This is a genomic window from Escherichia sp. 94.0001, assembly GCF_013369155.2.
Lineage (GTDB): Bacteria > Pseudomonadota > Gammaproteobacteria > Enterobacterales > Enterobacteriaceae > Escherichia > Escherichia coli_F.
In genome coordinates, this window is sequence record NZ_JABWMS020000008.1 from 23,779 (window position 1) to 36,896 (window position 13,118).

General features: G+C 50.1%; 10 protein-coding genes and 2 tRNA genes. 1 reads left to right on the forward strand and 11 read right to left on the reverse strand.

The genetic code is table 11. The features are described 5' to 3' along the window. Positions 1 to 32 precede the first annotated feature (32 nt). The 6 genes from truB to HEN33_RS06315 form a co-directional block, all read right to left on the reverse strand. Positions 33 to 977, reverse strand: a complete 945-nt coding sequence (gene truB / locus HEN33_RS06290; RefSeq protein ID WP_176262725.1) for a tRNA pseudouridine(55) synthase TruB — start codon at positions 975 to 977, stop codon at positions 33 to 35. Next, entirely contained in the window at positions 977 to 1,378 is a 402-nt protein-coding gene (gene rbfA, locus HEN33_RS06295; RefSeq protein ID WP_001040205.1) for a 30S ribosome-binding factor RbfA, read from the reverse strand. Before rbfA ends, truB begins: the two co-directional genes overlap by 1 nt. Positions 1,379 to 1,541: 163 nt before the next feature. Continuing rightward, positions 1,542 to 4,214 (reverse strand): translation initiation factor IF-2, encoded by a 2,673-nt coding sequence (infB, locus tag HEN33_RS06300; protein WP_000133052.1) that lies wholly within the window; start codon positions 4,212 to 4,214, stop codon positions 1,542 to 1,544. 24 nt (positions 4,215 to 4,238) lie between these two features. Further along, positions 4,239 to 5,726, reverse strand: a complete 1,488-nt coding sequence (nusA, locus tag HEN33_RS06305; RefSeq protein ID WP_001031046.1) for a transcription termination factor NusA — start codon at positions 5,724 to 5,726, stop codon at positions 4,239 to 4,241. A 27-nt stretch (positions 5,727 to 5,753) separates the two neighbouring features. After that, positions 5,754 to 6,206 (reverse strand): ribosome maturation factor RimP, encoded by a 453-nt coding sequence (gene rimP / locus HEN33_RS06310; RefSeq protein ID WP_001300397.1) that lies wholly within the window; start codon positions 6,204 to 6,206, stop codon positions 5,754 to 5,756. 206 nt (positions 6,207 to 6,412) lie between these two features. Then, positions 6,413 to 6,489: transfer RNA gene (locus HEN33_RS06315), tRNA-Met, on the reverse strand. 347 nt (positions 6,490 to 6,836) lie between these two features. Between HEN33_RS06315 and argG the strand changes: the two genes are divergently transcribed. Further along, positions 6,837 to 8,180, forward strand: a complete 1,344-nt coding sequence (argG, locus tag HEN33_RS06320) for an argininosuccinate synthase (protein ID WP_000207675.1) — start codon at positions 6,837 to 6,839, stop codon at positions 8,178 to 8,180. 7 nt (positions 8,181 to 8,187) lie between these two features. On the opposite strand, the gene HEN33_RS06325 is transcribed toward argG, so the two are convergent. From HEN33_RS06325 to folP, 5 genes are all read right to left on the reverse strand, one after another. Beyond that, on the reverse strand, positions 8,188 to 9,813 hold the full coding sequence (locus tag HEN33_RS06325) for a phosphoethanolamine transferase (protein WP_176262726.1): 1,626 nt from the start codon (positions 9,811 to 9,813) through the stop codon (positions 8,188 to 8,190). 456 nt (positions 9,814 to 10,269) lie between these two features. Further along, positions 10,270 to 10,356, reverse strand: a tRNA-Leu gene (locus HEN33_RS06330). A 14-nt stretch (positions 10,357 to 10,370) separates the two neighbouring features. Next, positions 10,371 to 10,703: a preprotein translocase subunit SecG gene (secG, locus tag HEN33_RS06335; protein WP_001295556.1), complete on the reverse strand. Its 333-nt coding sequence runs from the start codon at positions 10,701 to 10,703 to the stop codon at positions 10,371 to 10,373. A gap of 227 nt (positions 10,704 to 10,930) precedes the next feature. Next, positions 10,931 to 12,268, reverse strand: coding sequence for a phosphoglucosamine mutase (glmM, locus tag HEN33_RS06340; RefSeq protein ID WP_000071137.1), 1,338 nt, complete (start codon positions 12,266 to 12,268; stop codon positions 10,931 to 10,933). Further along, positions 12,261 to 13,109, reverse strand: a complete 849-nt coding sequence (gene folP, locus HEN33_RS06345) for a dihydropteroate synthase (protein WP_000764731.1) — start codon at positions 13,107 to 13,109, stop codon at positions 12,261 to 12,263. The genes glmM and folP overlap by 8 nt, the downstream gene beginning before the upstream one ends. Positions 13,110 to 13,118 lie beyond the last annotated feature (9 nt).

Here is a 13,118-nt window from a genome sequence, read left to right on the forward strand (position 1 = left end):
CGTAGCGACTTGTTATCGCAAGACGGTTAACATTACGCCGGGTATTCAACCACCAGGCGACGAGGCGCAACGCGGCCTTCATCGTCAATTTCGCCCATACCGATAAACTTGCCATTCTCACCTTCTGTAACGCGAACCAGTCCTTCCAGCGGCGCACCGGATGTACGAACCGGGTTACCATTTTTGAAGTAAACAGAAGACGTTAACGGAAGATTCACCACCGGATAGTCCGAAGCTGGACTGTCCATTGGCATCAGTAATGGATCAAGTAACTTCGCTGCCGGAATATCCTGCTGCTCGGCTTGCTCAACCCGTTCACGCAGATGTTCCAGAGTCACCATCCGTTCAACCGGATATTTACTTACAGCCAGGCGACGCAGGTAAATAACATGCGCGCCACAGCCGAGTTTTTCGCCGAGATCGTCAATGATAGTGCGGATATAGGTGCCTTTTGAGCAGTGAATTTCCAGCTCCAGTTCATTGCCTTCGTGGCGAATAAACAGCAATTCATAAACGGTAATCGGGCGTGCTTCACGCGGGACTTTAATTCCCTGACGCGCATATTCGTACAGTTTTTTGCCCTGGTATTTCAGTGCTGAATACATCGATGGGATCTGTTCGATATCACCACGGAAAGTATCCAGTGCCGCCGCCAGTTGCTCTGCACTAAAGGTTACCGGACGTTCTTCAACGATTTGTCCGTCGGCATCAGAAGTATCGGTACGCTGTCCAAGACGCGCAATCACCCGATAGCGTTTGTCAGAGTCCAGCAGATACTGGGAAAACTTGGTGGCTTCCCCGAGGCAAATCGGCAGCATGCCGGTCGCCAGCGGATCCAGCGCGCCAGTGTGTCCGGCACGGTTGGCGTTATAAATCCGTTTCACTTTTTGCAGTGCATCGTTGCTGGACATACCCTGTGGTTTATCCAGCAACAAAACGCCGTTAATGTCGCGACCGCGACGACGAGGACGACTCATTAGTCCTCCTTGCTGTCGTCCGGATTAACACGACGTTCTTCGTCATGTTTGACCACGCTGGTCACCAGGTTTGACATACGCATCCCTTCAACCAGCGAGTTGTCGTAGAAGAAGGTCAGTTCCGGCACGATACGCAAGCGCATCGCTTTACCCAGCAGGCTGCGGATAAAACCAGAAGCTTCCTGCAACGCTTTGATGCCCGCTTTAACCGCATCTTCATCTTTGTCGTTGAGGAACGTCACATATACTTTGGCATACGCCAGGTCGCGAGACATTTCGACACCGGAAACGGTGGTCATCATGCCCAGGCGAGGATCTTTAATTTCACGCTGCAGGATGAGAGCGATCTCTTTTTGCATTTCCTGCGCTACGCGCTGCGGGCGACCAAATTCTTTCGCCATAATAAATTCTCCTGACAAAAAAGGGGCTGTTAGCCCCTTTTTAAAATTAATTTCAGGTGGAAGGGCTGTTCACGTAGGCCTGATAAGACGCGCCAGCGTCGCATCAGGCAATCCATGCCGGATGCAGCGTAAACGCCTTATCCCGCATGGAACCCTAAAAACCTTAAGCGATGGTACGTTGGATCTCGATGATTTCGAATACTTCGATCACATCGCCAGTGCGCACGTCGTTGTAGTTCTTAACGCCGATACCACATTCCATACCGTTACGGACTTCGTTAACGTCATCTTTGAAGCGGCGCAGGGACTCCAGTTCGCCTTCGTAGATAACCACGTTGTCGCGCAGAACGCGGATCGGGTTGTGACGTTTAACCACACCTTCAGTAACCATACAACCTGCGATGGCACCAAATTTCGGTGATTTGAACACGTCACGAACTTCCGCCAGACCGATAATCTGCTGTTTCAGTTCCGGAGACAGCATACCGCTCATCGCCGCTTTCACTTCGTCGATCAGGTTATAGATGACGGAGTAGTAACGCAGATCCAGGCTTTCCGCTTCAATCACTTTACGTGCAGAGGCATCAGCACGTACGTTGAAGCCAACCAGGATGGCGTTGGACGCCGCAGCCAGGGTAGCGTCGGTTTCGGTGATACCACCTACGCCAGAACCGATAATCTTCACTTTAACTTCGTCAGTAGACAGTTTCAGCAAGGAGTCGGAGATCGCTTCCACGGAACCCTGAACGTCTGCCTTCAGAACGATGTTCACTTCGTGAACTTCGCCTTCGGTCATGTTGGCGAACATGTTCTCGAGTTTCGATTTCTGCTGACGTGCCAGTTTAACTTCACGGAATTTGCCCTGACGATACAGTGCAACTTCACGTGCTTTCTTCTCGTCACGCACTACGGTAACTTCGTCACCCGCTGCCGGAACACCGGACAAGCCAAGGATTTCAACTGGAATGGACGGACCTGCTTCCAGCACTTCCTGACCCATTTCGTTACGCATTGCGCGAACACGACCGTATTCGAAACCACACAGAACGATGTCGCCCTTGTGCAGAGTACCTTCACGTACCAGAACGGTAGCAACCGGACCACGACCTTTATCGAGGAAGGATTCGATAACCGCACCGCTCGCCATACCTTTACGTACCGCTTTCAGTTCCAGAACTTCTGCCTGCAGCAGGATAGCGTCCAGCAGTTCATCGATACCGGTACCTGCTTTCGCAGACACGTGTACGAACTGGCTTTCACCGCCCCACTCTTCCGGCAGGATGCCGTACTGGGAGAGTTCGTTCTTAACGCGATCCGGATCGGCTTCTGGTTTGTCGATCTTGTTCACTGCAACCACAACCGGCACGCCTGCCGCTTTCGCGTGCTGAATTGCTTCGATGGTCTGCGGCATTACGCCGTCGTCGGCAGCAACAACCAGGACTACGATGTCCGTTGCCTGCGCACCACGTGCACGCATTGAAGTAAACGCGGCGTGCCCCGGGGTGTCCAGGAAGGTGATCATGCCGTTTTCAGTTTCAACGTGGTATGCACCAATATGCTGGGTAATGCCGCCCGCTTCGCCAGAGGCCACTTTCGTTGAACGAATGTAGTCCAGCAAAGAGGTTTTACCGTGGTCAACGTGACCCATGATGGTCACAACCGGCGCGCGCGGTTCAGCCGCAGCACCTGTGTCACGGTCACTCATTACCGCTTCTTCCAGCTCGTTTTCACGACGCAGGATAACCTTGTGGCCCATCTCTTCAGCAACCAGCTGTGCGGTTTCCTGATCGATAACCTGGTTGATGGTTGCCATTGCGCCCAGTTTCATCATCGCTTTGATGACCTGAGAACCTTTAACCGCCATCTTGTTCGCCAGTTCGCCAACGGTGATGGTTTCGCCAATCACAACGTCACGGTTAACGGCCTGAGCTGGCTTCTGGAAGCCTTGCTGCAGCGAAGAACCTTTACGTTTCCCGCCTTTACCGCCACGTACTGCTGCGCGTGCTTCTTCACGATCGGCTTTTGATTCAGAGTGTTTGTTGCCTTTCTTAGGACGCGCTGCTTTCGCGTTACGACCACGGCCACGGCCGCCTTCGACTTCACGGTCGCTTTCGTCTTCTGCCTGGCGAGCATGTTGAGAAGTAGTAACGTGATAATCGCTGGAATCTTCAGTCGGTTCCGCGTTATCAGTCCATTTGTTTTCTTCCGCCATACGACGTGCTTCTTCAGCAACGCGACGTGCTTCTTCTTCGAGTTTACGACGCGCTTCTTCTTCAGCTTTACGCTTGAGCTCTGCAGCTTCCTGCTCACGGCGGGCTTTTTCAGCCTGGGCGTTTTTAGTCATATCGTCTTGTTGATTGCTCACTTTGTCTTTTTCCGCAGCTTCACGTTTCGCTTGTTCAGCAGCTTCACGCTTAGCTTGTTCTGCGGCCTCACGTTCAGCTTTTTGTTGCGCCTCACGTTTGGCCGATTCTTCTGCCTCACGACGGGCTTGCTCTTCCGCTTCACGCTGCGCTTGCTCTTCCGCAGCAAGGCGTTCAGCCTCTTGCGGATCGCGTTTCACAAAGGTGCGTTTCTTGCGGACTTCGATTTGTACCGATTTGCTTTTTCCACCGGTACCAGGAATGTTAAGGGTGCTGCGTGTTTTACGTTGCAGCGTCAATTTGTCCGGGCCTGAATTTTTCTGATTCAGGTGGTCAATCAAAGTCTGTTTCTCTTGTGCGGACACAGAGTCGTCAGCAGACTTCCGGATACCTGCATCAGCAAATTGCTGTACCAGGCGTTCCACGGAGGTCTGTCGCTCTGCGGCCAGCGTTTTAATCGTTACATCTGTCATGCTGTTCCTTCCTGCTACAGTTTATTACGCTTCGTCACCGAACCAGCAAATATTACGGGCAGCCATAATCAGTGCTCCGGCTTTTTCGTCGGTCAACCCTTCGATATCAGCCAGATCATCAATGCCCTGTTCGGCGAGATCTTCCAGCGTACAAACGCCACGGGCGGCCAGTTTGAATGCCAAATCACGATCTATCCCTTCAAGGTTCAGCAGATCGTCAGCCGGTTTGTTATCACCGAGGCTTTCTTCCTGGGCCTGTGCAATGGTGGCCAGTGCATTTTTAGCACGCTCGCGCAGTGCTTCAACGGTCGGCTCATCAAGGCCTTCGATTTCCAACAGCTCTTTCATCGGCACATAGGCCAGTTCTTCCAGCGTCGAGAAGCCTTCTTCTACCAGGACAGTCGCAAAGTCTTCGTCGATGTCGAGATATTTGGTGAAGGTGTCGATCGCTGCGTGCGCTTCTGCCTGATGCTTAGCCTGCAGGTCGTCAACGGTCATCACGTTGAGTTCCCAACCGCTCAGCTGCGAAGCCAGACGCACGTTCTGACCGTTACGGCCAATCGCCTGCGCCAGATTACCGGCTTCAACGGCGATATCCATGGTGTGTTTATCTTCATCCACCACGATAGAAGCAACGTCTGCCGGTGCCATTGCGTTAATCACGAACTGCGCCGGGTTATCATCCCACAGGACGATATCGATACGTTCGCCGCCCAGTTCAGTAGAAACCGCCTGAACACGCGCGCCACGCATACCTACGCAAGCACCTACCGGATCGATACGTTTATCGTTGGTTTTCACCGCGATTTTCGCACGAGAACCCGGGTCGCGAGCCGCTGCTTTAATTTCAATCACTTCTTCGCCGATTTCCGGCACTTCAATGCGGAACAGTTCGATCAGCATTTCCGGCTTGGAACGGGTGACGAACAGTTGTGCGCCACGCGCTTCCGGGCGAACGGAATAGAGCACACCACGAACGCGGTCGCCAGGGCGGAAGTTTTCACGCGGCAGCATATCTTCACGCAGGATCACGGCTTCAGCGTTGTTGCCCAGATCCAGAGAGATGTTGTCGCGGTTTACTTTTTTCACCACGCCGGTGATGATTTCACCTTCGTGTTCACGGAACTGATCAACCACCATCGCACGTTCGGCTTCACGCACTTTCTGCACAATAACCTGTTTTGCCGTCTGGGTGGTGATACGGTCAAAGGTAACAGACTCAATCTGATCTTCAACGTAATCGCCCAGATTCAGGCTTTCATCTTCAAAGCGCGCAGCTTCAAGAGTGATTTCTTTCGTTGGCTGGGTGACTTCATCAACTACCAGCCAGCGACGGAAGGTGTCAAAATCACCGCTTTTGCGATCGATTTGTACGCGAACGTCGATCTCTTGTTCGTATTTTTTCTTGGTTGCTGTAGCCAGCGCGCTTTCCAACGCTTCGAAAATTTTCTCGCGAGGCAGCGCCTTTTCATTGGAGACGGCTTCAACTACAGCCAAAATTTCTTTGTTCATCGCGGGCTTTTCACCTCATCCAGACTATTAAAAGTGGGGAACCAGGTTCGCCTTCTGGATATTACTCAGCGCGAACACTTCATCTTTACCTTCGACGGTAACTGTGATCATTTCACCGTCTACCGCTTTGATAACGCCCTGCCATTTACGACGGTTTTGTACCGCCATACGGAGAACCAGAGTCACCTCTTCTCCGACGAAACGGGCGTAGTGTTCAGCCGTGAACAGTGGGCGATCGAGACCCGGTGAGGAGACTTCCAGGTTATAAGCAACGGTGATGGGATCTTCGACATCCAGCACAGCACTTACCTGGTGGCTCACATCAGCACAATCATCAACATTGATGCCATCTTCACTATCAATATAGATGCGCAGTGTGGATGTGCGACCGCGAATAAACTCGATGCCAACCAGTTCAAAACCCAGGGCCTCAACTGGCGCAGTAATCATCTCTGTTAATTTTTGCTCTAATGTGGACAAGCCCACCCCCAAGACATAAAAAAAGGGCCTAAAGCCCAGTTATTCTGTAGTCAGATAACAAAAAACCCCGATAAATCGGGGCTTTATATAACTGAACCCTATAACCGCAACTGCGGTCTGGAGCACTTTCCAGAAGGATTTTTTCAAATCCCACTACGAAGGCCGAAGTCTTCACAGTATATTTGAAAAAGGACTCTAAGGGAAAGTGGTTGCGGGGGCCGGATTTGAACCGACGACCTTCGGGTTATGAGCCCGACGAGCTACCAGGCTGCTCCACCCCGCGCCTGAAACGTGGCAAATTCTACTCGTTTTGGGTAAAAAATGCAAATACTGCTGGGATTTGGTGTACCGAGACGGGACGTAAAATCTGCAGGCATTATAGTGATCCACGCCACATTTTGTCAACATTTATTGCTAATCACGTGAATGAATATCCAGTTCACTTTCGTTTGTCGAATACTTTTGCCCTCTACTGCTCCTCCTTAAGCGCATTATTTTACAAAAAACACACTAAACTCTTCCTGTCACCGATAAAAGATGATTAAATGAAAACTCATTTATTTTGCATAAAAATTCAGTGAGAGCGGAAATCCAGGCTCATCATCAGTTAATTAAGCAGGGTGTTATTTTATGACGACGATTCTCAAGCATCTCCCGGTAGGTCAACGTATTGGTATCGCTTTTTCCGGCGGTCTGGACACCAGTGCCGCACTGCTGTGGATGCGACAAAAGGGAGCGGTTCCTTATGCATATACTGCAAACCTGGGCCAGCCAGACGAAGAGGATTATGATGCGATCCCTCGTCGTGCCATGGAATACGGCGCGGAGAACGCACGTCTGATCGACTGCCGCAAACAACTGGTTGCCGAAGGTATTGCCGCTATTCAGTGTGGCGCATTTCATAACACCACCGGCGGCCTGACCTATTTCAACACGACGCCGCTGGGCCGCGCCGTGACCGGCACCATGCTGGTTGCTGCCATGAAAGAAGATGGCGTGAATATCTGGGGTGACGGCAGCACCTATAAAGGAAACGATATCGAACGTTTCTATCGTTACGGTCTGCTGACCAATGCTGAACTGCAGATTTACAAACCGTGGCTTGATACTGACTTTATTGATGAACTGGGCGGCCGTCATGAAATGTCTGAATTTATGATTGCCTGCGGTTTCGACTACAAAATGTCTGTCGAAAAAGCCTACTCCACGGACTCCAACATGCTTGGTGCTACACACGAAGCGAAGGATCTGGAATACCTCAACTCCAGCGTCAAAATCGTCAACCCGATTATGGGCGTGAAGTTCTGGGATGAGAGTGTGAAGATCCCGGCAGAAGAAGTCACAGTACGCTTTGAGCAAGGTCATCCGGTGGCGCTGAACGGTAAAACCTTTAGCGACGATGTAGAAATGATGCTGGAAGCTAACCGCATCGGCGGTCGTCATGGCCTGGGCATGAGCGACCAGATCGAAAACCGTATCATCGAAGCGAAAAGCCGTGGTATTTACGAAGCTCCGGGGATGGCGCTGCTACATATTGCTTATGAACGTCTGCTGACCGGTATTCACAACGAAGACACCATTGAGCAGTATCACGCGCATGGTCGTCAGTTGGGCCGTTTGCTGTACCAGGGACGTTGGTTTGATTCCCAGGCGCTGATGCTGCGTGACTCCCTGCAACGCTGGGTTGCCAGCCAGATCACTGGTGAAGTTACCCTGGAACTGCGCCGCGGGAACGATTACTCCATCCTTAATACCGTCTCTGACAATCTGACCTACAAGCCAGAGCGTCTGACGATGGAAAAAGGCGACTCGGTGTTCTCGCCAGATGATCGTATCGGTCAACTGACCATGCGCAACCTGGATATCACCGATACCCGCGAGAAACTTTTCGGTTATGCCAAAACTGGCCTGCTTTCCTCCTCTGCCGCTTCGGGCGTGCCGCAGGTGGAGAATCTGGAAAATAAAGGCCAGTAATTCGACATCAACCCTGCCCTTCAGGGGTGGGGTTACCTTGCTTATCCTCAGTAAACTCCTTTCTTAGCATCACAAAATCGAAAACATCATGGTTTGCATCTACAACCCGTGAGTCTCCTTTATAGTGTGCAATCACTTCCTCCAGCGTTTGCGGCTGTTCCGGCTTTGTTACCCCCATCCACGCATTAATAAGGTAATTATTGTAAGCAGTGGAAAAGATATCGTTTTCCGTTGTGCGATCCACGCCATCCCCAAGAACGGGGCTATACCAGATAAACATCGGAACATGATATGCCTGCTGGCTGGCCTCCCTGCCTCCATGAAAATAAATGTTCTTCTTCGTCGGGTCGCGTTCCAGGCCATGGTCGGCAAAATACATGACCGAGGCTCGGCGATCTTTTAATAATTCAAAAACCTGACCTAGCAAACTATCTGTGTAATGAATGGAGTTGTCATAGCAGGCATCCTGATCGTCCTGTGGTTGAAACACGGCGCTGGATTGCGGATAGGCGCTACAAGCCGGTTCATGGCTTCCATTTAAATGAAGAACAATCAGTTTCTTTTGCTGCGTCTTTTGCTGTAACGCTTGCGATAAATGCGGCAACAACAATTCATCAAATCCTCTGACATAGACTGTTTCCATGGCGCGCATGGCGATACTGGTAACTGCTGTACCATTCTGCCGAAAAGCGGATTGCGAGCTTAGCCAGAAAGTCTGAAATCCTGCTTGATTAGCCATATTAATAATGTTGTCCGGGTAATTATGAATGTCATGACTCAAAACAGAATCAGCAGTTAAAGAAAGGGGAACCGACAGCGCAGTGTAAGGTGCACCGCTTATTGCTTGATTAAACAGTTTGATCTGTTTTCTTTGTGCTTCGACTTGCGGTGTCGTAGAGCGTGTATATCCATACAAAGACATATTGTCGACACGTACAGACTCCCCCACAATCAACACGTAGGTATCAATACCTGTATCCCTGACTGATAATTGAAAATTCGGCACCGTGTTTGCAATTGAGAGTAATCTTTGATGCTCTTTCGCTGCTAAAGCAAAATAATTGAGATTGAAAAACGGTGTATAGGTAGCAAATCGCGACGCTAGTATATATGGACTGAACGCTTTTTTATTTTTTGCATCTTTATAAGCAAATTGACAAGCGGAAAATAAACTGCCCGAAATGACAATCAGCAATAATATTCCTGTCACTTTTTTCGTCGGCAAGGAAACATCATATTTTATTATTACTGCCAAAAAAAGAAGGGATAAAAAGGCAAAAGCACATAGATAAGGGATATACATCCCCAGCATTTTGACAACTTCATCCGGATCACTCTGCAGCACACTAATCGCAAATCCATCATTGAAAGTTGTACCAAAGGTACACCATGAATAGAGGCTAATACTCATGTCTGCCGCTGTCAGTAACACAAATGGTGCGGCAACAAGCAGGCGAAGCGGAAGGGATGATATACGTTTAACAACCAGGATGGTCAGAACGAAGAACAGCAATCGCTGAACCATATGCGCTCCGGAAGAGGCGACTAAGTTCGTAATACCTAAAACAATAACACAAAGATACAACAACCAATGAGATTTAAAACTTCTAACAAATTTGTTGAATACTGTCATCCAGAAATCCAAGTTCACAACCAATATAAACAATTATCAACAATGTTCAATTTTATATCAGACATGTTTTTCAACGCTGATCCATTTCAGACCGAAACACTGTTAGTTTTTTCTTTTTAAATGATGCGGCCATTGTTCTCAGTAATTAAATAACATTATCAATGCGTCTCTAAACATTACGCAGAACGTAGCCATCAGTAGTTATACTGACAGGAGCAGGATGGTTTATCGAGAAGTAAACATATCCGTATTCGTACCGGAACTGGAGTTGACACAATAAAGTGCCAATTATGTCAGCAGTAGGGAAAAGTTTATAACTAAGGCGTACCGGCACCATCGTTTCAAAGTACCAGCTACGAGTAAAGCAACTGGACGAGATACAGATACCTGACAACCATTCCTCAGACCAGGACCAAAACGAAAAAAGACGCTTTTCAGCGTCTCTTTTCTGGAATTTGGTACCGAGGACGGGACTTGAACCCGTAAGCCCTATTGGGCACTACCACCTCAAGGTAGCGTGTCTACCAATTCCACCACCTCGGCACGGATACTACTTTTTAGTTCGGGATATCGCTGGTCGGCTTAGCCGGAGCAGCTGGCTGAGTTTGTTCGGTTTTGGCCGGTGCACTCAGGTTTTCCCATTCACTACCTTTATTGGTTTTGTTGCTATTGATGTTACCCAGCACCAGACTGATGATGAAGAATAACGTTGCCAGCAGCGCCGTCATGCGGGTCATGAAGTTACCAGAACCACTTGAACCAAACAGCGTAGCGGAAGCGCCTGCTCCGAAGGAGGCTCCCATATCAGCGCCTTTACCTTGCTGCAGCATGATCAGACCAACAAGGCCAATTGCCACAATAAGGAAAACTACTAAAAGAGCTTCGTACATAATCAACCTGTTCCTTGCGGAGTTGCCGCGTACCAATGCTTCAACCAATAAAGCGGGAGTTTTTAATCTTTCCCACTGAAGCGGGTGTGAATACTAACCAAAGCGAATGACCTTCGCAAGGGCAATTTTATCGCATTGTATCAACTGCGGAAAAAAACAGCAAAACCGATGTGTTCGCTGAGAAAAAAGGCGACAATCGCCGCCTTTTTAGCCAGTTATCTAACGCGTTAAACGGCTTTTACTGCATCGGCGATGCGGTGTGCAAATTCAGTCACCTGCGCTTCGTCTTCGCCTTCCACCATCACTCGAATTAATGGCTCGGTGCCGGATTTACGCAACAGCACACGTCCGCGGCTGCCCAGCGCAGCTTCAACTTCTGCGGTCACGGCTTTGACTGATTCATGCTCCAGCGGATCGCCACTACCTGCGGTGTAACGCACGTTAACCAGAATCTGCGGGAACATTTTCATGCCGCTGCAAAGATCGTGCAGGCTCATATGGTTACGCGCCATCGCCGCCAGCACCTGCAAACCAGCAACGATGCCGTCACCGGTTGTGGTTTTATCCAGCAGGATCACATGACCAGAATTCTCTGCACCGATACGCCAGCCTTTCTCCTGCATTTTTTCCAGTACGTAGCGATCACCCACTTTCGCACGAGCAAACGGAATTCCTAGCTGTTTCAGGGCGAGTTCCAGCCCCATGTTGCTCATCAATGTACCCACCGCGCCACCACGCAGTTGGCCCTGACGCAGACCTTCGCGCGCGATGATATACATAATCTGGTCGCCATCGACTTTATTGCCTTCATGGTCAACCATAATCACACGGTCGCCGTCACCGTCAAAGGCGATACCAAGATCTGCTTTTTCAGCCAGTACGCGCGCCTGTAACGCACGAACATCAGTTGCCCCCACTTCGGCATTGATGTTTACGCCGTTCGGCTCACAACCGATAGCGATAACGTTCGCCCCCAGTTCACGCAGCACGTTCGGCGCGATGTGATAAGTCGCGCCATTTGCGCAATCCACCACAATCTTCAGTTCACTGAGGCTAAGTTCGTTCGGGAACGTGGCTTTGCAAAACTCGATATAGCGACCCGCAGCATCAACGATACGGCTGGCTTTACCCAGTTCTGCCGAATCAACACAGCTGATCTCTTTTTCCATTTCCGCTTCGATGGCTTCTTCAACTGCATCCGGCAGCTTAGTACCGTCAATAGAAAAGAATTTAATGCCGTTATCGTAGAATGGGTTATGCGATGCAGAAATTACAATCCCGGCCTCTGCGCGGAAGGTACGCGTCAGATAAGCCACGGCAGGTGTAGGCATCGGGCCTGTAAAGAGTGCGGAAAGGCCCGCAGCCGCCAGACCCGCTTCCAGTGCTGACTCCAGCATATAGCCAGAAATACGCGTGTCTTTACCAATAATGATCTTACGCGAGCCGTGGCGCGCCAGCACTTTACCGGCGGCCCAACCCAACTTAAGTACAAAATCAGGGGTGATCGGCGCATCCCCTACACGACCACGAATCCCATCGGTACCGAAATATTTACGATTACTCATAGCGTTTGTTTTCCTTTGCAGACAGAGTGGCTTCCACCACCCGCATCGCTTCTACGGTTTCTTTGACGTCATGAACACGAATGATGTGCGCACCTTGCATTGCGGCAATGACCGCACAGGCCAAACTACCGCTCAGGCGCTCGGACGGCCCCACGTTCAGCAATTGCCCAATCATCGATTTTCGTGACATACCCACCAACAGCGGCAGGTTGAAATGGTGAAATTCAGCCAGGCGCGCCAGTAATGAATAGTTATGGGAGAGATTTTTACCGAAACCGAATCCGGGGTCGAGCAACAATTTCTCTTTTGCGATACCCGCCTGCTCACAACGAGCTATCTGCTCAATAAAGTAGCGATTCACTTCCGCAAAGACATCGTCATACTTCGGGGCTTCCTGCATGGTTTTTGGATTTCCCTGCATATGCATCAGGCAAACTGGCAAACCGGTTTCTGCAGCAGCTTCCAGAGCGCCAGGTTCGGAAAGGGAGCGAATATCGTTAATAATGTGAGCACCAACTTTCGCTGACTCACGGATGACTTCTGGTTTGGAAGTATCTACCGAGATCCAGACTTCGAAGCGTTGAGCAATTGCCTCAACCACAGGAATAACACGCTGCAACTCTTCTTCAACGCTAACTTCCGCCGCCCCTGGGCGCGTGGACTCGCCACCAACGTCAATGATCGTCGCACCAGCGTTAATCATCAGATTCGCATGTTTCACCGCATCTATCAGCGAGTTATGCGTGCCGCCATCCGAAAAGGAATCAGGCGTAACGTTGAGGATCCCCATTACGTGAGGATGGCTAAGGTCCAGTGAAGTGCCCTGGGCAAAGAGTTTCATGATGTTATC

What these genes read in the sequence shown, in the direction of transcription:
- truB (WP_176262725.1), bottom strand. Translation starts at nt 977, where the DNA reads ATGAGTCGTCCTCGTCGTCGCGGTCGCGACATTAACGGCGTTTTGTTG.
- rbfA (WP_001040205.1), bottom strand. Translation starts at nt 1,378, where the DNA reads ATGGCGAAAGAATTTGGTCGCCCGCAGCGCGTAGCGCAGGAAATGCAA.
- infB (WP_000133052.1), bottom strand. Translation starts at nt 4,214, where the DNA reads ATGACAGATGTAACGATTAAAACGCTGGCCGCAGAGCGACAGACCTCC.
- nusA (WP_001031046.1), bottom strand. Translation starts at nt 5,726, where the DNA reads ATGAACAAAGAAATTTTGGCTGTAGTTGAAGCCGTCTCCAATGAAAAG.
- argG (WP_000207675.1), top strand. Translation starts at nt 6,837, where the DNA reads ATGACGACGATTCTCAAGCATCTCCCGGTAGGTCAACGTATTGGTATC.
- HEN33_RS06325 (WP_176262726.1), bottom strand. Translation starts at nt 9,813, where the DNA reads ATGACAGTATTCAACAAATTTGTTAGAAGTTTTAAATCTCATTGGTTG.
- secG (WP_001295556.1), bottom strand. Translation starts at nt 10,703, where the DNA reads ATGTACGAAGCTCTTTTAGTAGTTTTCCTTATTGTGGCAATTGGCCTT.
- glmM (WP_000071137.1), bottom strand. Translation starts at nt 12,268, where the DNA reads ATGAGTAATCGTAAATATTTCGGTACCGATGGGATTCGTGGTCGTGTA.
- folP (WP_000764731.1), bottom strand. Translation starts at nt 13,109, where the DNA reads ATGAAACTCTTTGCCCAGGGCACTTCACTGGACCTTAGCCATCCTCAC.